Source organism: Streptomyces flaveus (assembly GCF_014647675.1).
Lineage (GTDB): Bacteria > Actinomycetota > Actinomycetes > Streptomycetales > Streptomycetaceae > Streptomyces > Streptomyces flaveus.
The window spans coordinates 80301-99266 of the sequence record NZ_BMPQ01000017.1; the positions used below are offsets into that span (position 1 = coordinate 80301).

Genomic DNA, 18966 nt, shown 5'->3' on the forward strand with positions numbered 1-18966 from the left:
ACACACCGAGGGCCCGGCTCCCTGTGCGGGAGACCGGGCCCTGGGTGACGTACGACCGGGATCTAAGCGGTCTCGGGGAGACCTCTTAGTCGAGATAGTCGCGCAGGACCTGCGAGCGCGACGGGTGACGCAGCTTGGACATCGTCTTCGACTCGATCTGGCGGATGCGCTCACGCGTCACGCCGTACACCTTGCCGATCTCGTCGAGGGTCTTCGGCTGACCGTCGGTGAGACCGAAGCGCATGGAGACGACGCCCGCCTCGCGCTCGGACAGGGTGTCGAGGACGGAGTGCAGCTGCTCCTGGAGGAGCGTGAAGCTGACCGCGTCGGCCGGCACGACGGCCTCGGAGTCTTCGATCAGGTCGCCGAACTCGCTGTCGCCGTCCTCACCCAGGGGGGTGTGGAGGGAGATCGGCTCGCGGCCGTACTTCTGGACCTCGATGACCTTCTCCGGGGTCATGTCGAGTTCCTTGGCCAGCTCCTCCGGGGTGGGCTCGCGGCCCAGGTCCTGGAGCATCTGGCGCTGCACGCGCGCGAGCTTGTTGATGACCTCGACCATGTGCACCGGGATACGGATGGTGCGGGCCTGGTCGGCCATCGCGCGGGTGATCGCCTGACGGATCCACCAGGTGGCATACGTCGAGAACTTGTAGCCCTTGGTGTAGTCGAACTTCTCCACCGCGCGGATCAGACCGAGGTTGCCCTCCTGGATGAGGTCCAGGAAGAGCATGCCGCGGCCGGTGTAGCGCTTGGCCAGGGAGACCACCAGACGGAGGTTGGCCTCCAGGAGGTGGTTCTTGGCGCGGCGGCCGTCCTCGGCGATGATCTCCAGCTCGCGCTTGAGCTTGGGGGCGAGCTTGTCGGCGTTGGCCAGCTTGTCCTCGGCGAACAGACCGGCCTCGATGCGCTTGGCGAGTTCGACCTCCTGCTCGGCGTTGAGCAGCGGGACCTTGCCGATCTGCTTGAGGTAGTCCTTGACGGGGTCGGCGGTGGCACCGGCCGCGGCGACCTGCTGCGCGGGCGCGTCGTCCTCGTCCTCGTCCGACAGGACGAAGCCCTGGGCGCCGTCCTCGGCGGGCTCTTCGGCACCGGCCTTGCCGGTACCCGGGGTCTCCTCGGTCGCCTCTTCGTCGATGACCTCGGCGTCGTCCTTCTTGGCGGCGGTCTTCTTGGCCGTCGCCTTCTTGGCGACGGTTTTCTTCGCGACGGCCTTCTTGGCGGTCGTCTTCTTGGCAGCGGCCTTCTTGGCGGGAGCGTCCTCTGCGGGAGCGTCGACGGCAGGCATCGCCGGAGCGGCGGTGGCGGTGGCCTGCTCGGCCGTCGCCGTCTTCGCCGCGACGGTCTTGGTGGCGGTGCGCTTGGCCGGACTCTTCGCTGCGACGCTCTTTCGGGTGCGCTTGGGCTCCGCGGCACTGACCATCAGCGTCACACCCTCTTCCTCGAGGATCTGGTTGAGGCTGCGCAGTACGTTCTTCCACTGAGTGGCCGGAATCTGGTCAGCTTCGAAGGCCCGACGCACGTCATCGCCGGCGATCTGCCCCTCAGCCTTTCCCCGCTCAATGAGCGCCATGACAGAGACGGACTCGGCGATCTCCGGCGGGAGCGTACGGGATGTGCTGGCCGACACGAACAACCTCTCGGAACGTTGGAAAACGGCTTCCGGCCCCGTCCAGTGTGGACCGGAGCCGACGACCGTCGACTGGGGGATGAGTCGACGACGCGGGCGGGGGCCGCGAAGATGCACAGCGCCATGAACGGCGTCCGTATTCCCTCGTCGGCAGTCACCTCTTAGGTCATCGCGCTGTTCCGAGGAGCGTTACGCCCAATCTGCGTGGCCCGAGTCACATCCCGTAAGTTTACAAATGCGGCTAGATACGGTCAAAGTCGGTCAACTGACGGGCGCAAGATCTCAGCACACCGCCGGACTCTGCCGGATCCCAGAGGATCCGGCAGAGTCCGGCGGTGGATCGCTCGCCGACCGTGCGATGCCCTCGAGAGGACACGCCTCCGACTGCGCCGCCCTCGGCGCGCGGTCAGTGCTCGCGAGGCGCGGGCACCACGCGGTCGGGGTGGACGGTGAGCAGTTGACGCACGGCCGCCTCGGCCGCCGCTCCATCACCGGCGGCGAGGGCGTCGACGATCCGGGCGTGGTGTGCGAGGGAGATCTCGTTCGGCCGGTCGCAGCCGGCGATCGGGCCGCCGGAGACCTGGAGTGCGGCCGACACGATCCCGGAGAGGTGCTCCAGCATGCGGTTGCCGGCGACCTGGATGAGGAGCGAGTGGAACTCCGCGTCGGCGCGCGAGAAGGTGAGCGCGTCGCCCTGCGCCATGGAATGCCCCATGATCTCGACCATGTCGGCGAGCCTCTGCTGCACCTCCTCGCGTCCGTGTCCGGCAGCGAGGCGGGCGGCCAACGGCTCGATCGTCCAGCGCAGCTCGCTCAGCTCGCGCCGCTGGTCGTCGCACTGCGGCCCATAGGCCCGCCACTCGATGATGTCCGGGTCAAGGAGGTTCCAGTCGCTGACGGGCCGCACCCGGGTGCCGACATTGGGGCGGGCGCTGACCAGACCCTTGGCCTCGAGGACGCGGAGTGACTCACGGACGACGGTGCGGGAGACCTCGAACCGCTGGCCGATCTCCTCGGGCACGAGCGGGCGGTCCGCTCCGAGGTCTCCGGAAACGATCATCTGGCCGAGCTGTTGGACGAGTTGGCCGTGCAGGCCGCGACCGCGGGAGCCTGCGGCCCGCCTGCTCACGCGGCCCAACTCCGGGTCCGTGCCCTCCCACGCTGGGGCGCCGACGCGATCGACGCCGGGGGCCTCCGCGTAGGGATAGCGGTCGAGTTCGCCCGGGCCGGCGAGGCCGGAGTCTGCGGAGCGGGCGGCGGTCATCATGGTGTGCGCAAGGGTACTCACGCATCCTTTGTCGGCGTCGCCCCCAACTGCCTTGAGGTCTTTGGTGAAAAGCACACGAAAGGGTGATCGCTCACCCCGTCGCAATTGACGCCTTATCGGAAAGAAATGGGCGCTCCCCGATGAGTTGTACGCATCGCGGGAACGCCTGTGCCGCTCATAGCGGTCATCGGGTCCTGCTCCGCAGAGTCGTGAGCAAATACGTGCAGAGCAGGACAGTGAGCGACAACATCAGTGCACCGCCCACGGGTTGAGCGATCATCCGCGCCCCGGCTGCCAGATATCGCTCGCCCCCGAAGGGCCACTGCACCGGCACGAACTCACGTAGCCGCGTCGAAAACCCGGTCGCGGTCCGCACGGACGGTCCTTCCAGGACCTTGTGCACGAGGGGTACGACGACGATCGGTACGGTGAGAACGGCCGCCAGTCCGGCGGTCGTCGACCGGAAGACGCCCGCGGCCAGCACACCCGCCCAGGCGCAGCCCACCACGAGGCCGATCCAACTGGCGCTCAGCGAAAGCCAGTCGGCGGGAACCCCGACGACCTCCCGTCCGTAGACGATGTAGAGCAGTTCGGCGTCCACGCCCACCGTGAGGATGGCCAGGATCAGCGCGGTGATGGCGGCGACGAGGAGTTTGGCGGCGAGCAGTCCCAGGCGGCGGGGGACGGTGCCGCGGTCCGCGGCCAGGGCGGGATGGCGGAACTCGTCGCCGAAGGCGACGGCGCCGAGCAGCCCCGCGCCGAGCGCCGCGGGCGGCAGCGGGAATTGCTGCGGCCACGCGGCGAGCAGGCGCGGCTGCGGCGTGTGCCCCACCCGTGCCAGGAGTACGGAGGTGACGGCAGAGATGGCGACCACCGCTGCCGCAGTGAGGTAACCGGTCCCGACTCCTGCCGCGCGGCGCAGTTCATAGCACAGGGGACGCAGCGGATTGCGGCCTTGGCGGACGGTGATGGGGGGCGGGAGGGAGGGCAGCGCGTCCACGTTCTCCGGCTCGGCGAGCCTCTCAGAGGCTTCGGCCTCCTGAGGGTCAGTCGCGGGCCGCTGCTCGGTCGGGGGCCCCATGTCGCCGACTTCATCGGCCAGTTGATGTACGAGGATGCCGTGGCGGTACGCGGTTTCGCCGACGTCGGCACAGGTGCTGCCGTACACCGAGAGTCGGTTGCCGTCCTCTCGCACGACTTCGACGGAACGCCGTGTGGTGCGCGCCTCCTTGGCGAGGAGGGCGGCGAGCCGGGCGGCGTGTGGGCTGCGGACGGCGACGCGGGGCCGGAGCCGGGTGCGGGCGAAGTCCGCGACCTCCTGGTCGGCTACGAACTTGCCCTCCTCGATCGTGACGACCCGGTCGGCGGTCCGCGCGGCCTCCTTCGGGTCGTCCGTGGTGAACAGCACGGTGCCGCCCCCGGCTGCGTACGCGCGCAGAACTCCGTGCAGCCAGCGGCTTTCACGGATCGAGAGACCGTCGGCGGGGGCATCGAGAACGAGCGTGTGCGGATCCGCCAACAGCGCGCAGGCGAGACCCAGACGACGGTCCATACCGCGCGAGAGCGTGTCGAGGCGTTCATCGCGCAGGCTGACGAGGTCCACCACTTCGAGGACTTCGTCGGCGCGACGGACGGGCACGCCCACGGCGGCGCACAGCATGCGGAGTTGGCCGCGGACCGTGCGTGCCGGATGGCCGGGCACCTCTCCGAGGAGCACGCCCACTTCGCGTGCGGGATGGGGGATGCGGTGCAGCGGACGACCTCTGAAGTGGGTGATTCCGCGGCCCTGTTGGAGTTCGAGCATGAGCCTCAGCACCGTTGTCTTGCCTGCGCCCGGCGCTCCGAGAAGCGCCGTGACGCGTCCCGCGTGCGCCTCGAAGGACACGTCGTCGACGGCGGGCGGAAGCTCCTTGCGGGGGTTGCTGGTCAGTCCGATGGCCTGGATCACCCAACGCAAGATAGCGCGATATGTGCGGTTTTTCGGGCATTCCAACTTCGTTCCGGGACGCCCCTCGCACTGGGCGAGCCGAGTCCTGTGTCAGACCTCGGGACGCAGCATCGGCGGATTGAGCAACGTGGCGCCGCCCGCACGGAAGAGCTGGGCGGGGCGGCCGCCCTGCCGGGTGGTCGTACCGCCGGTGGGGACGAGGAAGCCCGGAGTGCCGGTCACTTTGCGGTGGAAGTTACGGGGATCGAGCACAACTCCCCACACCGCCTCGTAGACACGACGCAGCTCGCCGACGGTGAACTCGGTCGGGCAGAAGGCAGTGGCCAGCGATGAGTACTCGATCTTGGAGCGGGCGCGCTCCACCCCGTCGGCCAGGATCTGCGCGTGATCGAAGGCGAGCGGTGCCGCCTGTTCGCCGTCGCGGCCGTATCCGCCCCGCTGGAGCAGTTCCTCGACGGGGGCCCAGCGCGCGCTGTTCGCGTCGCCGCCCGCCCTGGGCGCGGGCAGATCGGGGGCGAGCGCGAGATGAGCGACACTGACGACCCTCATCCTCGGATCGCGCTTGGGGTCGCCGTAGGTGGCGAGCTGCTCCAGGTGCGCGCCGTTGTCCTGCGCGGGGGCGTCCGGGTCGTGGGCGCACAGCCCGGTCTCCTCGACCAGTTCCCGCGCGGCGGCCTGCGCCAGGTCCTCGTCGGGCCGCACGAAGCCGCCGGGCAGCGCCCACCGCCCCTGGAACGGGGGCTCGCCCCTCCGTACCGCCAACGCGCACAGGGCATCGCGACGCACGGTCAATACGACCAGGTCAACGGTGACGGCAAAGGGCGGGAAGGCTGACGGGTCGTAGGGCATGCCGCGATCATAGTCGTCTGCCTGACGATAAGCACTCCTTTCCCCGGTCGCCTGGACGGTTGATCCAATCCACCCCGATACGGACGCCAGGGGAGGCCGTCGGCCCTTGATCCCATCGGGTCCAACGGGCTCGCACCCCCGGCTGCAGCCCGCCGGCCGCCTCCTCGGCCATGGCGAGACCGAGCCTGCTGACGCGTACGGAGAAGTACCGTTGCCCCACCCTCATGTGTCGCTCCTTGTCTCACGACGTCCAGCCCCTCGCCGGGGCCGAGAAGTGCTGCTCGTGCTGTCGCCGACCCGGCCGCGTCCTTCCGCGGCGGTGGGGCTCTCGGCGGCAGGCCGGGGGCGGCGCGTGCCTCCCGGCCCGGTGGAGCGTCGGCTCGGATGGCCGCCGGAGCTGCCGGTGGACCGCGTCCTGCGTCGGCGGCGGAACGCCGTCCGTGTCGACGGTGTCGGGGTGCGGCCGGGCGGCCCGTCGGCTCCGGCCCGCGGCGCCGAGGAAACGCTCGCCTCGGACCCCGCCGTCACGCCGCTGCGATCGGTGCGCTCCTTCCGAAGGCACCGGCGGATCGACTCGGGATCCAGCCCCTCGTTGCACGCCTGGTGCAGCAGGCGAGCGAAGAGATACCCGGGGTCCGCGCCGAGCGCCATGGCGAGGGCTTCGCGGGCCTCCAGCTCATCGCCGGAGGACCAGGCGACCCATCCCGCGAGGGTCAGCGGCGCAGCGGCGTGCTCTCCGTACGCTCCGACACAGCGGCGGGCCAGGGCACGCCACAGGCGCAACGCCGGACCCGCCTCATCGCCCTCCATCCACTCCGCCGCGCTGTCGCGCGTCGTGCGGTCCTGGAGACCGAGGATCAGGGTGGCGGCCTCGTCATGGGCCAGTAGCTCATCATCGCGGAGATCCGCCGGAAGCGTGCCGGACAAGGGTGGGGCATCGGCGAACCGGCGCATGACCCGGTCGGCCAGCTCCAGGGTCTGGGCCGCCACGTCCGCGCGGCTCTCGTTGTCCAGGATCCTGGGGATGAGGGCCATGCTCACGGCGTTCAGCGCGGACTCCTGCTCCAGCGCCGCCGCGGTCTCCCAGGGGCTGAGCCTGGACCTCAACTCCCGCAAGGTGCCCCGCACTTGGAGACCGGCGTAAGTCGCCGCAGCGGCCAGGACCGAGGTGCCGGGCAGGCCCATGGGCGTACCGCCGGAAGGACAGCACTCCTCACTGGGACAGCAGTACGACCAGAAGCGGTTGTCCGTGATGCACAGTGTCTCGACCACGGGGACGTCTAGAACGCCGCACGCCGTGCGCAGCAACTGCGCCAGTGGGCGCAGCCGTTCCATGACCTCCCACCCGGACTCGTTGTCCTTGGGGTCCTGACAGAGGAAGGCGACCATGCTCTCGACCGGTGCGCCCCTGCGTTCACTTCCCTTGATCAGGCCCTGGGCCAATTGCTCGGCGACGGCCGGCCAGTCGTCCGCGTTGCCGGGGATGCCGAGCCGTGCTCGCCCGCCGAACCGGCCCCGCCCGTCCCGGTCGTGCAGGGCGACGAGCACGATGCTGTCCTCGGGCCGGTACCCGAGCAAGTACGGCAATGCATCGGCCAGTTCGGCCGGAGTGCGGAGCGTGACCTGGTGCTCGGCGCACGGGACACCGTCCGCACCGCGCCCCGCACCGTCGGCACCTCCAACCGCGCGGTCTTCCCCATGACCATCGCGCCCGCTCCCTTCTCCATGCCCGTCGCGCCCGCTGATGTTGCCGTTGCCGGAAGTCCCGGCCGCTTCGCTGTGATTCGTCATGTGGCGACCATCCCGCGGATTCCAGAATTCCGCTTTACCCTGTGGATAACCATGATCATGACCGCGTCAGAAGTTGTCCACAGCGCGGCGGACGCATTCGTGCGATGTCCGACCCATCGGGTTGCATGGGGCCATGACCCACGAAGAACTGCGTACCGCGCGCGGCCGATACTGTTCTCGCCCGCCTCGTCGGCGCCCGGGCGGGCGCGGCCCGACTGTGCGAGGACCAGTGGCGAGCCATCGAAGCACTCTTCGCCGACAAGCGCAGAGCCCTGGTCGTGCAGCACACCGGCTGGGGCAAGTCCGCGGTGCACTTCGTCGCGACCGCGCTGATGCACGAGCAGGGCGCAGGCCCACGGTCATCGTCTCCCCGCTCCTCGCGCTCATGCACAACCAGGTCGAGGCGGCCGCACGCGCCGGGATCCAGGCGCGGACCATCAACTCGTCCAACACGGAGGAGTGGGACACGATCCAGCACGAGGTGGCCGCGGGTGAGGTCGATGTGCTCCTGGTGAGCCCGGAAGCACTGTTTTCTCCACGCACGACGGCCACAGCGAGACCGACCTGGCGATGCCCGCCCTCTTCGGCTGCCCCTACTCGGACCAGGTCCTTGACGGCTACCGGTGGGCGGCATCCCTCGCCGACGGCTGGGCGGACCGCGTCGGACTGCACCAGTTCTTCCCACTGCTGGTGCACGCCGCGTTCGTCGGCCGCGGCTACGCGGAACAGGCCCTGAAAACGGCTCGGGCGGCGCTCGCGCGGTGAGCGCGGGCGCCGCGCGGAGCGACGTCGAGGCGAGGAAAGCGAAGGGACTCATCGCATGTAAGCCGCTTTCACGGCGGAGGAGAAGGAAGCCCTTTCATGGCCTCGCCGCAGGCAACGTTATCGGTCGGCCCGGGGCCAAGTCGTGTGGGTTTTCCGGGGTGATGAGCCGTCTGCGCACACGAAAACTGGGAGGCGCCGCGCGGGCGCCTCCCAGTCGAAGTCGAGGGCGAGGAGAGCGAAAGGACTTGAGTTCATTTGGAGTGAATGAGAAGGAAGCCCCTTCATGGCCTCGCCGTGGGCAACGCTAGCACTCAGCCCGGGATCAGGTCGCGCAGATTTTCGAGGGTGATGATCCGGGAGTCCGGGTGCAGGCCCTCGGGACGTTCGAGACCGATGTACATCACGGGCTCGTCCGGGACCGGCCCGCCGTCCCACAGGTCCACGGCCGTGGTGTCGCGGGACATCAGGTCGATCAGGTACCACACCGTCAGCTGCTCGCGCTCCACGAGGGCGCGCACCACCTTGGACACCGATACCTGGTTCTCCTCGACCCGGTTGGCCGATGAGATGCCCTTCAGGTACAGGTGCAGCCACTTCGCGCGCCACCGGCCGTCGTCCTCGCGCCGGAACACCAGCGGCAGCGCCACCCTGCCCACTCCGCGCAGCTCCGACTTCATCCGCACGGTGCGTGGCTCGAACGGCCGGCCCTTCTGCTCGCCGTCGCGCAGCATGAACCCGAAGAACGACTCCTCGACCTCCTCGAAGCCTTCGCCGGCGTAGATGTTGACCTGCGGCACGATGAATGCGCTGCGTACCCGGTCCAGGGACAGGTTGACGAATTCCGAGGCCCCGTCGGGCGCCTCGGTGACATCGCCCGAGTGCTCGCCCCCGACAGCCGTGAGGGAGGTGTAGGAGAGCCAGGAGTCGGTGCTGTAGTCGGCGTGGAGAAGCAGCGCCGAGAGGTCGTAGTCGGTCCGGTTCTCGGTCTCCTTCCAGTACACGAAGAAGCGCAGCTGTTCGCCGTCGACCGTCGAGACCGAACCTCGCGGCAGTACGCCGAGCCCGGCCGCGGTTGCCCGGCCGCTGAGCGGGAGCGCCACGTCCAGGATGTCGGGGTCGAGCAGCAGCCGGCCCGGGGCCGGGAGCCGACGGCGCATCTCGGCGTCGAGGGCGGCGATCAGCCGGTCGCGGTCGGCGGCGGGGACGGGCGGCCGGACGTCGGGGGTCACCCAGGCGCGACCCCGGCGGTTGACGAAGATGCGGGGTTCGTCGGTCTCCCGCTCCCGGTTGTGGAGGTGCTCGCGCACCGAGAGCACGACCCGGCCGGAGACCTCGGGAGCGACCTCCACCGCGGCGGCCACCACCGCGTCCCGCTCCTCCTGGTCGGCGGCGATGCGCAGCAGGAGGTCCAGGGCACGGAACAGCTTGCCGGGAGCGGACTTCAGCAGCTGCACCGCACCGAGGACGTCGAACGCGTCGAGCAGCTTCTCGACCCGGCTGTCGAAGGAGCGCGCCTCCTTCTCGCCCCGCGCGACGGCGAACACATCGGCGGCGTGCGGCCAGCGCGGGTACTCGTGCGGGTGGAGACGCTCACCCAGCCGCTTGAAGGGCTCGCGGTGCGCGTGCACATCGGCCAGCTTGGCGGGGTTCGCCGCGACCACGGCGTCGAGGCCCGCGAGCAGCCCGCGGCGCACCGGCCGTGACAGCGCCCGGAACCGGGTCGGCTCCTGCAGCATCACGTCGCCGCCCGACAGTGCGCAGGCCAGCCGCAGCACATCGGTGACGGTGTCCAGGAGGAGGTCCGCCCCGACGCCGAGACGGGCCTCGTTGACGACCGCCCGGTTCTCCCGAACCGGGATCGACTCCGGCTGGGGGCCCAGCGCACACCGCTCGGCGAGGGTCTTGAGGTCGCGCAGGTGGTCCTCGCCCAGCGGGGTCGTGCTGCCCGCCAGGGCCAGGTACAGGTCGGTGAGTTCGTCGTCCAGGTCCCGGCCGAGGTGCAGGACGGTCACCCGGTCGCCCGCCGAGGCGATCAGCTCGTCCTGCGCCGCGAGCATCTCCTCGTAGGTGTGCTGGTAGCGGCCGTACGTGGGGAGGCTGAGCAGGTCCAGCACTCCGTGCGCCAGCTGCGTCAGCACGTTCTCGCGCGACTTGTCGTCGCCGAGCGCCTGCGTCACGCACCGCATCCAGAACTCTTCGGTGTCCGGCACGTTCGCCGGGAAGTCGATGAAGTACGAGTTGTGCCGGACGTGGTCGCCCACCATCTCGCTCACGCTGTGCAGCGTCCGCTTGGCGGTGTGCACGACCGCGGCCTCGGACAGCCCCGACAGCCGCGCCAGCAGCTCCGCCGAGAGCTTGAAGCCCACGGACGTCAGCGCCGCGTCGAACTGCCGCGCGGCGGTGACTCCTTCCCCGGCGGAGCCCTTGGGGGAGGAGAGGCGGTGGGTGTGCCGGATGACCAGCGATTCGAGACTGTGCGCCATTCGGGGATGATCGCAGAGGTGTGCGAGCCGACGCACAGGAGTTTTTTGTACGCGCTCCGACGCCGTGGTCACACCCGCCACAGCAAGATCATCTCTGAGTAGTCCGACAGCACCACGGTGGCGTCATCGCGCACCGCAGGTCGGCCTGTTCTGAGGCCAACAGCGCACCGTCACCGGCGACTCCCCCAAGGCGATCGCCGCCTTCCTGCGCCCCGCCCGGTCCGGGAGTTGCCCGGCGTGGGCGCGAAAATCGCCGCGACGCTCGACGAGTACGGCCTGCACACCGTCGGCGACGTTGCCGATCGCGCCCGCTACGGGCACCGGGTGCTCTACCCCGCCGACCTTGCCGTCAGCTTCCATCCCCCGTCAACCCGGCAGTGGGACCCGAGGTGGTCGCCCGGAGGACGCGCGTGGCGTCGTGCGGCATGAGCGCGACAGCGGCAGGCGCCTGCCGCGCGAAGCCGTCCTGCCGCCCGAGCGCATCACCGCCGTCGAGACCGGCGCCTGCCCGCACACCGCGATCCGCGACGACATCTCCGCCAGTCTGGAAGCCGTCGAGCACCTGGAAGAGACCCTCCACCCCCTCGACCTGGTGCTCGTCGAGTCCGGTGGTGACAACCTGACCGCCATCTTCTCCAAGGGCCTCGTCGACGTGCAGATCTTCGTCATCGATGTGGCCAGCGGCGACGACGGCATCCGCGAAGTCGCCGACCGGGTCACCGGCCACCTCACCCAGTGGCGAGCCGGGGCAACCGTATGAACCCCTCCTCCCAACTCGCCCCCGCCCACGCCCCGTCCGACGTCGACATTCCCTCAACCGGCGACCAGGAGCCCGCCGGACACCCCTACGGCGTGTGTGCCACGGCCCGGATCCGCGCCGCACACAACGGACGCGCCACCGCCCTCCCGCAGTTGCTCAGCGACGGCCCCTTCCACCTGCGGCGCATGCGCACCGCCGGCAAAGCCGCCACGGTGGGGATCACCGGCGCGATGAGCGCCCCGCTCGGTGGCGACCGGCTCACCCTCGACATCACCGCCGAGGACCAGGCCGAGCTGGAGGTCACCACAGCTGCCGCCACGCTCGCCCTGCGCGGCCCCACCACCGAAGCGGCCACCTATGATGTGCGCCTCACCGCCGGAGAACACGCCCATCTGCGCCGGCTACCGCAGCCCTTCATCAGCGCCGCCGACAGCAACCTGCAGCAGGCGTACACCGTCGAACTCGCCGCTACCTCACGGTTCGTACTGCGAGAAGAGCAGCTCCTGGTCGTGGACCCACGCCTCGACGTCCGACGAGACGCCGTGCTCCTCGGCGAAGGCACCAAGAACGGGTGCGCCGTCCTCGCACCCCAGCAGGCGGCCCGGCACTGCTCGCCACCGCCATCGCACCAACCACCTCGACGCTGCGGGAACTGCTCGACGAGGCACACACACGCCCTCGGCGGGCCGACTGTCCCACGCCGTCCTGACATCCCAGGGTGGGCGGATGTCAAGCCCCGGAACTACGTGACTACCTCCCCGGGCTCTCTTCGCGGATGGTCGAGTCAGTCGATTCGGCAACCCGCTCGGTCTCGTGAGGATCAACGGGACGAGCGGTCCAAGGGAAAGAAGATGAACATGAACAAGCACTTCCGCAAGGCAGCGATGGCGACCGTGCTGGCCGTGGGCACCGCTCTCGGGGGATTCGCGGCGACGGGCATTGCCCAGGCGGACGAGGACGCCGGCGTCATCGACGGCAGCGGCAACACCCGCGACGACTGGGGCGACGAGGGAACGCTCAAGAAAGGTGACGAGAGCAACGCGGTCGCCCTGTGGCAGACCGTCCTGGTGGCTGACGGCACCTTCTTCAAGGACAGCGGCACCCTGCGCCCGTTCACCGAGGACGACATCAGCGGCGAGTTCGACTCGCGTACCGTGTCGGCGACCAAGGACTGGCAGAAGGACAGGGGTCTGAAGCAGAGCGGCAAGGCGAGCCCCGCGTCCTTCAAGGTCGCGGACAACAACCTCAGTGCCGTGAACGGTAATGGCACTGTCGTCTATGCCGGCAGCGTCGACAACGCGACCTTCAAGCGGAAGACGGTGGCCGGTTTCGAGAAGCAGGTCTACTTCGTAAAGTTCGACGGTTCGTCGGTCCCGGCCACTTACTGAGTAGCCGTCTCTCAGCTGATCATGGAACGTGCGGGTCGGACAGGTTTCCCGCGGGGTGACCTTCCCGTTGTACGCGTATGAAGACAGGGCCTCTCGGCAGCTCGGGGATGCGAATCCGACCGAGCAGTGCCGGGAGGCCCTGGTGTCGTTGTTGTACGCGTCCGAGCCCGTTCAGTTCAACTCGGCTGCTCCATCGTGTGATTGTCTCGCGTATGCGTACGGCAACGCGGCCGGTCATCCGGACCGGGAACGCCGGTATCCCTCCGACATGTCGGACGCGGAGTGGGCGGCTATCCGGCCTTTGCTGCCGGTGCCGGCCTGGCTCCAGGGCCGGGGCGGGCAGCCCGCAGAGTTCACCTATCCGGCCAGGGCGAGGACGAGTGGGAGCACCTGGTCGGCACCGGCCTGACGCAGGAGGCGTGCGCCTACAGCGAGGGTCCAGCCGGAGTCGGTGTAGTCGTCCACGAGCAGAACCGGGCCAGGAGTGGCGGCCAAGGCGGCGGCGAGTTCGTCAGGCACGGTGAACGAGGCAGCCAGAGCGCGCAGCCGCTGGGCGGAGTTGCTGCGGTGCCCTGCATGCTCGCCGGCCTGCGGGGTGTAGGCCAGGCTGCCCAGCAGCGGGAGCCGGCCCACCCGGGCCAGACCCCCGGCCAGGGAAGCCACCAGCTGTGGGCGGGTACGGGAGGGCATGGCGACGATCCCCACCGGCCGCGCCGCCGCGTCGGGGGCACCACTGGCCCAGCCGCCCGGCGAGCGCGCCCAGTCGGCCACCACGGTCACAACCGCGGCCAGCACGTCGTCCGGGACCGGCCCGTCCGCGGCCTGTGCCGACAGGAGCGGGCGCAAGCGGTTGCCCCAGCCGATGTCCGACAGCCTGCCCAGCGCGCGCCCGGTGACCGCTTGCTGGCCCGCGGGGATACGGCCCTTGAGGTCGACCCCGACCGCGGCGAGCCCGGTCGGCCACATCTTGCGAGGCTCGACCTCGACTCCCGGACGGTCCAGCTCACCGGTCGCTGCCGCGAGGGCCCCGGGCGAGACGGCGGGATCGAGCCAGGGCCCGGCGCAGGAGTCGCAGCGACCGCACGGGGCCGCCTCCTCGTCATCGAGCTGCCGCTGCAAGAACTCCATCCGGCACCCCGTGGTCGCCACGTAGTCCCGCATGGCCTGCTGTTCCGCCTCCCGCTGCTTCCCCACCCACGCATACCGCTGCGCGTCGTACGCCCACGGCTCGCCGGTGGCGGTCCAGCCCCCCTTCACGCGCTTGACCGCCCCGTCCACGTCCAGGACCTTCAGCATCGTCTCCAGCCGCGAGCGCCGCAGATCCACCAACGGCTCCAGCGCCGGCAGCGACAGCGGACGACCCGCCTCCTCCAGTACCGCCAGGGTGCGCCGCACCTGCTCCTCGGGCGGGAAACCAACAGACGCGAAGTACGCCCAGATCGCTTCGTCCTCCCGCCCCGGCAGAAGCAGCACATCCGCATGGTCCACGCCACGCCCTGCCCGCCCCACCTGCTGGTAATAGGCGATCGGGGACGAGGGCGACCCCAGATGCACCACAAATCCCAGGTCCGGCTTGTCGAAGCCCATCCCCAGCGCCGAGGTCGCCACCAGCGCCTTCACCCGGTTCGCCAGCAGGTCCTCCTCCGCCTGCAGCCTGTCGGCGTTCTCCGTCTTCCCCGTGTAGGAGGCCACCGGGTACCCGTGCTGCCGCAGGAACGCCGCGACCTCCTCCGCCGCCGCCACCGTCAGTGTGTAGATGATCCCCGAACCCGGCAGATCTCCCAGCCGCTCCCCCAGCCACGCGAGTCGATGCGCCGCATCCGGCAACTCCAGCACCCCCAACCGCAGGCTCTCCCGGTCCAGCGGCCCCCGCAGAACCAGAGCATCCGCACCCCCCGTGCCCAATTGCTCGGCCACGTCCGCAGTCACTCGCGCGTTCGCGGTCGCAGTGGTGGCCAGCACGGGTACACCTACCGGCAGATCCGTCAGCATCGTGCGCAACCGCCGGTAGTCGGGCCGGAAGTCGTGACCCCAGTCGGAAATGCAGTGCGCCTCGTCGACCACCAGCAGACCGGTCGTAGCCGCCAGCTTGGGCAGCACCTGATCCCGGAAATCCACAGAATTAAGGCGTTCCGGACTCACGAGGAGAACGTCGGTCTCGCCGCGCTCCACCTCCCCGTAGATGGTGTCCCACTCCTCCGGGTTGGCCGAGTTGATGGTGCGCGCCTGGATACCGGCCCGCGCCGCCGACTCGACCTGGTTACGCATCAGCGCCAACAGCGGGGAGATGATCACCGTCGGTCCGGAGCCACGCCGGCGCAGCAGAGCGGTGGCAACGAAGTACACCGCCGACTTGCCCCAGCCGGTGCGCTGCACCACCAGGGCACGCCGTCGCTCCTCCACCAGAGCCGCCACCGCCTGCCACTGATCCTCCCGCAGCCGCGCCGAACCCCCCGGATCACCGACCAGCTCAGCGAGGATGGCATCGGCTTCAGTGCGGAGCTCCAGATCGTCCATGCCCCCATGCAACCCGACGGCACTGACAATCGACGAATCCACCAAGCGTGACCAAGAGCTCACGAAGGGCGCACCCGCCACGCCCGGCCCCGGCTCGAGGACGGCCGGGGCCGGGCGTTCAGCCACCACCGCGACGGCCAACGCGCGCGTGACGGCCGATGTGACCAAGACCGGCTGGACTCTCACGGTTGCCACGCGCATGATCCGGAGAACCGGTGCGCAGGGAATGGTGCCGCTGGTGCTCATCGTGCAGACGTGCCTCACGCGTCGCCAGGGAGAGCACTGTGCGGGTATATATAAGACGCATCACCAGATAACAGTCAGTGAGCCTGATTGCTCGTTGCCGCAATCAAGTTCGACAGGAAGAATTGGGGTCGCGCCCCGCATGGCCTGCCCGAAGCCCGCTAGGGCTGTGCCGCGGTGCGCTCCCCCGCCCGACCCCCGCCCGCAATATGGGCGCGTAGCCGAAGGGAGGACCGTGACCTTCGGATTCGCTCCGTCCCCGGCGGCATCGATGCCGACGTCCGCCGCGTCCGCCAACTCACTGGCCCGGATGCTCGAACCCGCTGAGTGGGCCGCCGCGGGGATTCCGCTGCTGCGCGATCCCCGGGAGGTCGTCAACGGGCTGCACTCCCGGCATCGACCCCGGCCCACGACTGCCATAGTGGCCGTCCTCGATCCGGAGGAACGGCTGCAGGCGAGCGCCTCGTTCACCCGGCGTCCGGCTCCGGCGGACGGCTGGATGTTCCGTAACGCGCTGCTCGCGCAGCTGCGCCGGGTCATCCCGCACGACCTGCGGCGCCGTACCCCGGTGCGTACAGCCGTACTGCTCTACTGCCGTGAGGGCGACGCTCGCTGGACGGAGGAGGACGGGGCGTGGATGTGGGGGCTGCGGGACGCGTGCACACTGCACGGGCTGCGCTGCGGGGCGTACATCACGCTGACGGGTGAGGGCTGGCAGGTCCTGGGCGAGGGGCGCGGCGGCCGTCATCCCAACGCGGACTCGGTGCCGGAGTCCTTCGAGTCCTTCGCCGCGGCAGAGGTGTCCCAGCCGCGCACCGGTGGCGCCGCCTCGGACATACTGCGCCGCGCGGCGGCCCGCTGAGCCGAGGAACGAGCCGGCCTGATCGCCGCCAGCGGTCATGGATGCCCACGCGCGCGGGAGCCCGGTCGAGGTGGAATCGGAGTACCTGCCCGAGAACCTGGGCGCCCACGCGCGCGTGGAGCCCGGCCCCGGTGACGTACCGACGCACGGCAAACCTCGACGGCAACCCACATGAAGTCGGGCACGGCGACGATGGCCACGCCGGTACGTCCCCCCGTACCGGCACACGTCGAACCGTCCACCGTGCACATGCCGCCGCGGCGGCACCCACCCCCTTCGGGGGAAGCGGGTTCTCAGACCCCCGCCCCCAGCACCGAGTTGATCTTCTGCGGGTCGCCGCAGACGATCAGCAGGGTGCCGGCTCGGCCGAGGGCCAGCGGCAGGGCCGTGGCGGCAGCGTCGGGACCGCCGTTGACGGCGACGACGACCACGGGACGGGACGCGACACGACCGGCGACGGAGGCGTCGGCGTAGAAGACGTCGTCGCCCGCGTCGTGCTGGGCCCAGTACGCGGCCTCACCGAAGGACAACTCGTGCGCGGCCCACGGATGCGGCTCGCCGGTGGTGATCACCAGCACCTCACCGGGGGCACGGCCCGTGTCGAGCAGCAGGTCGACCGCTTCCTCGGCGGCATCCAGCGCCCCCTCGGCCGAGGCCGGGATCAGCTGGATCTGCGGAGCGGAGGAAGCGGCGGGGGCGGCCGGAGCGGACGGCTCCGGCTTGGCCACAGGCGTGTCGCGCGGCGCACGTTGCGCCGACGGCATCGGCCGGACGGCACCCGGACGACCGGGACGCGGCGGGGCCACGGGACGGGGACCGGGTACAGGGCGGGGGGTCGGCGCGGTGCGGCCGTTGGCCGGAGTGACGCGGGGACCCTGGGCACTCTCGTGAATCTGAGGCTCCTCGGGAATGAGAGGCATGAGCTGATTTTTATCAAACGCCGGTGCGATTCGCCTCGGCGGGTGGCACATGAGTGCGAGCGGAAGTGTCAGAAATCGAAGCCGAGCTGACCTTCGATCTCCGGAACGCTTCCGTCCGCCCAACTGCGGACCTTCTTGAGGTGCCGCCACTGGGGCAGCGCATCAAGATACGCCCACGACAACCGGTGGTGCGGGGTGGGGCCCCGCAACTCCAGCGCGGCCTTGTGCACGGGTGACGGATACCCGGCGTTGGTCGCAAAACCGAAGTCTGCATGTTCGATGCCCAGTTCGGCCATCATTTTGTCACGCTCGACCTTGGCGATCACCGAGGCCGCCGCGACGGCCACGCACGTCCGGTCGCCCTTGATGACCGGACGGACCCGCCATGGAGTGCCGAGATAGTCATGCTTTCCGTCAAGGATGATCGCGTCGGGGCGAACCGGCAGGACATCCAGGGCGCGTACGGCGGCCAGCCGCAGCGCAGCCGTCATCCCCAGGTCGTCGATCTCCTCCGGAGAGGCATGTCCCAGGGCGTACGACGTCACCCACTTCGTCAGCTCCTCGGCCATCTCGGTACGTCGCTTGATGGTGAGGAGCTTGGAATCGGTGAGGCCTTCGGGCGGGCGACGCAGCCCCGTGACCGCCGCGCAGACGGTGACCGGACCGGCCCACGCGCCGCGCCCCACCTCGTCGACACCGGCAATGACTTTCGCTCCGGTGGTGGCGCGCAAGGAGCGCTCGACGGTGTGAGTAGGTGCTTCGTACGCCATGGCGGCACCAGAATACGCCGCCCGAAAGCCCATGCGACACCCAGGTTTCTCCGGGCAACCACAAAAGGGCTTCAGCACCGCTCGAAAGCGGCGCCCGCATCACCTCATGCCCCGCTCGGCCGCAGCAGCGGAACCATCAACTGGTCGACCATCGTTTCCAGTTCCCGCTCGTTCCATTCGCAGGCGCACACCTTCGAGCGGTACAGCATCATCGCGGGCATGGCGTCGAAGACGCACCCGTTCGCGGCATCGGGTCGCACCTCTCCTCGCGCGATCCCGCGACGAATGATCTCCTCTACGAGCCGCGCGCCCGGCTCCACGACGCGTTCGAGGATCACGATGTGGAAGCGCTCGGCAGTACCGAAGTCGCACTCGTAAAGCACCGAGCGCAGCGCGTATCCAGGGCGCGAGAACATCGCCTCACGCACCCGGCGACAGAGAACCAGGAGTTCTTCACGCACGCTGCCGAGGTCGGGCGCGTTCTCCAGCTCCGGCAGCCCGGACCGGAGCGCGTCCACGACGAGATCCTCCTTGGACGGCCAGCGACGGTAGACGGCGGCCTTGCCGGTCTGGGCACCCGCGGCGACGCCCTCCATCGTGAGGCCGTTCCAGCCGACCGTACTGAGCTGATCGAGCGCGGCCTCGAGGATCGCGCGTTCGAGTACGGCGCCGCGCCGACGCAGGGAGGCCGGCTGAGCGGGGGCGGCCGTCAAGCGCGAAGTAGCCATCTGAGTGTCTCCGTTGTGCAGGGGGAGCGGGGATCTTCGGGAAAAGCG

The 18966-nt window shown here is 69.8% G+C and carries 13 protein-coding genes and 4 pseudogenes; 7 read left to right on the forward strand and 10 right to left on the reverse strand.

What is annotated here, in order from left to right; genetic code table 11:
• Window positions 1-85 precede the first annotated feature (85 nt).
• The 5 genes from IEZ21_RS28695 to IEZ21_RS28715 form a co-directional block, all read right to left on the reverse strand.
• Entirely contained in the window at window positions 86-1627 is a 1542-nt protein-coding gene (locus IEZ21_RS28695) for an RNA polymerase sigma factor (RefSeq protein WP_189324777.1), read from the reverse strand.
• Between the two features lie 406 nt (window positions 1628-2033).
• Complete coding sequence (locus IEZ21_RS28700) at window positions 2034-2915, reverse strand: FadR/GntR family transcriptional regulator (RefSeq protein WP_189324778.1); 882 nt, start codon at window positions 2913-2915, stop codon at window positions 2034-2036.
• A 163-nt stretch (window positions 2916-3078) separates the two neighbouring features.
• Window positions 3079-4842, reverse strand: coding sequence for an ABC transporter ATP-binding protein (locus IEZ21_RS28705; protein WP_189324779.1), 1764 nt, complete (start codon window positions 4840-4842; stop codon window positions 3079-3081).
• Window positions 4843-4932: 90 nt separating this feature from the next.
• Window positions 4933-5691 carry an NUDIX hydrolase gene (locus IEZ21_RS28710; RefSeq protein ID WP_033318868.1) on the reverse strand — a complete coding sequence of 253 codons (759 nt, stop codon included), beginning with the start codon at window positions 5689-5691 and terminating at the stop codon, window positions 4933-4935.
• 222 nt (window positions 5692-5913) lie between these two features.
• Entirely contained in the window at window positions 5914-7482 is a 1569-nt protein-coding gene (locus IEZ21_RS28715) for a DUF4192 domain-containing protein (RefSeq protein ID WP_189324780.1), read from the reverse strand.
• Between the two features lie 215 nt (window positions 7483-7697).
• Here IEZ21_RS28715 and IEZ21_RS28720 point away from each other — a divergent pair.
• Window positions 7698-8020: pseudogene (locus tag IEZ21_RS28720) on the forward strand (DEAD/DEAH box helicase); the annotation flags it as partial.
• Window positions 8017-8247 (forward strand): annotated as a pseudogene (locus IEZ21_RS28725) (fructosamine kinase family protein); the annotation flags it as partial. The pseudogenes IEZ21_RS28720 and IEZ21_RS28725, both read left to right, overlap by 4 nt.
• A gap of 311 nt (window positions 8248-8558) precedes the next feature.
• Here IEZ21_RS28725 and IEZ21_RS28730 read toward each other — a convergent pair.
• Window positions 8559-10730: a TerD family protein gene (locus tag IEZ21_RS28730; protein ID WP_189324782.1), complete on the reverse strand. Its 2172-nt coding sequence runs from the start codon at window positions 10728-10730 to the stop codon at window positions 8559-8561.
• 237 nt (window positions 10731-10967) lie between these two features.
• Here IEZ21_RS28730 and IEZ21_RS28735 point away from each other — a divergent pair, with 237 nt between their 5' ends.
• The 4 genes and pseudogenes from IEZ21_RS28735 to IEZ21_RS49140 all read left to right on the forward strand — a co-directional run.
• Window positions 10968-11159, forward strand: a complete 192-nt coding sequence (locus IEZ21_RS28735) for a hypothetical protein (RefSeq protein WP_189324783.1) — start codon at window positions 10968-10970, stop codon at window positions 11157-11159.
• 19 nt (window positions 11160-11178) lie between these two features.
• Window positions 11179-11490 (forward strand): annotated as a pseudogene (locus IEZ21_RS28740) (GTP-binding protein); the annotation flags it as partial.
• Window positions 11487-12878: an urease accessory protein UreD gene (locus IEZ21_RS47850; protein WP_246568214.1), complete on the forward strand. Its 1392-nt coding sequence runs from the start codon at window positions 11487-11489 to the stop codon at window positions 12876-12878. The pseudogene IEZ21_RS28740 and the gene IEZ21_RS47850, both read left to right, overlap by 4 nt.
• Before the next feature lie 250 nt (window positions 12879-13128).
• Window positions 13129-13224 (forward strand): annotated as a pseudogene (locus tag IEZ21_RS49140) (transposase); the annotation flags it as partial.
• Window positions 13225-13235: 11 nt separating this feature from the next.
• Here the strand turns inward: IEZ21_RS49140 and IEZ21_RS28755 are convergent.
• Complete coding sequence (locus IEZ21_RS28755; protein WP_189324785.1) at window positions 13236-15395, reverse strand: RecQ family ATP-dependent DNA helicase; 2160 nt, start codon at window positions 15393-15395, stop codon at window positions 13236-13238.
• Window positions 15396-15873: 478 nt separating this feature from the next.
• On the opposite strand from IEZ21_RS28755, the gene IEZ21_RS28760 reads away from it, so the two are divergent.
• Window positions 15874-16500 carry a hypothetical protein gene (locus IEZ21_RS28760; protein WP_033318875.1) on the forward strand — a complete coding sequence of 209 codons (627 nt, stop codon included), beginning with the start codon at window positions 15874-15876 and terminating at the stop codon, window positions 16498-16500.
• 293 nt (window positions 16501-16793) lie between these two features.
• On the opposite strand, the gene IEZ21_RS28765 is transcribed toward IEZ21_RS28760, so the two are convergent.
• The 3 genes from IEZ21_RS28765 to IEZ21_RS28775 form a co-directional block, all read right to left on the reverse strand.
• Complete coding sequence (locus IEZ21_RS28765) at window positions 16794-17420, reverse strand: hypothetical protein (RefSeq protein WP_189324786.1); 627 nt, start codon at window positions 17418-17420, stop codon at window positions 16794-16796.
• Between the two features lie 68 nt (window positions 17421-17488).
• Window positions 17489-18190 carry a ribonuclease HII gene (gene rnhB, locus IEZ21_RS28770; RefSeq protein WP_189324787.1) on the reverse strand — a complete coding sequence of 234 codons (702 nt, stop codon included), beginning with the start codon at window positions 18188-18190 and terminating at the stop codon, window positions 17489-17491.
• Between the two features lie 104 nt (window positions 18191-18294).
• Window positions 18295-18918, reverse strand: coding sequence for a TetR/AcrR family transcriptional regulator (locus tag IEZ21_RS28775; protein WP_189324788.1), 624 nt, complete (start codon window positions 18916-18918; stop codon window positions 18295-18297).
• Window positions 18919-18966 lie beyond the last annotated feature (48 nt).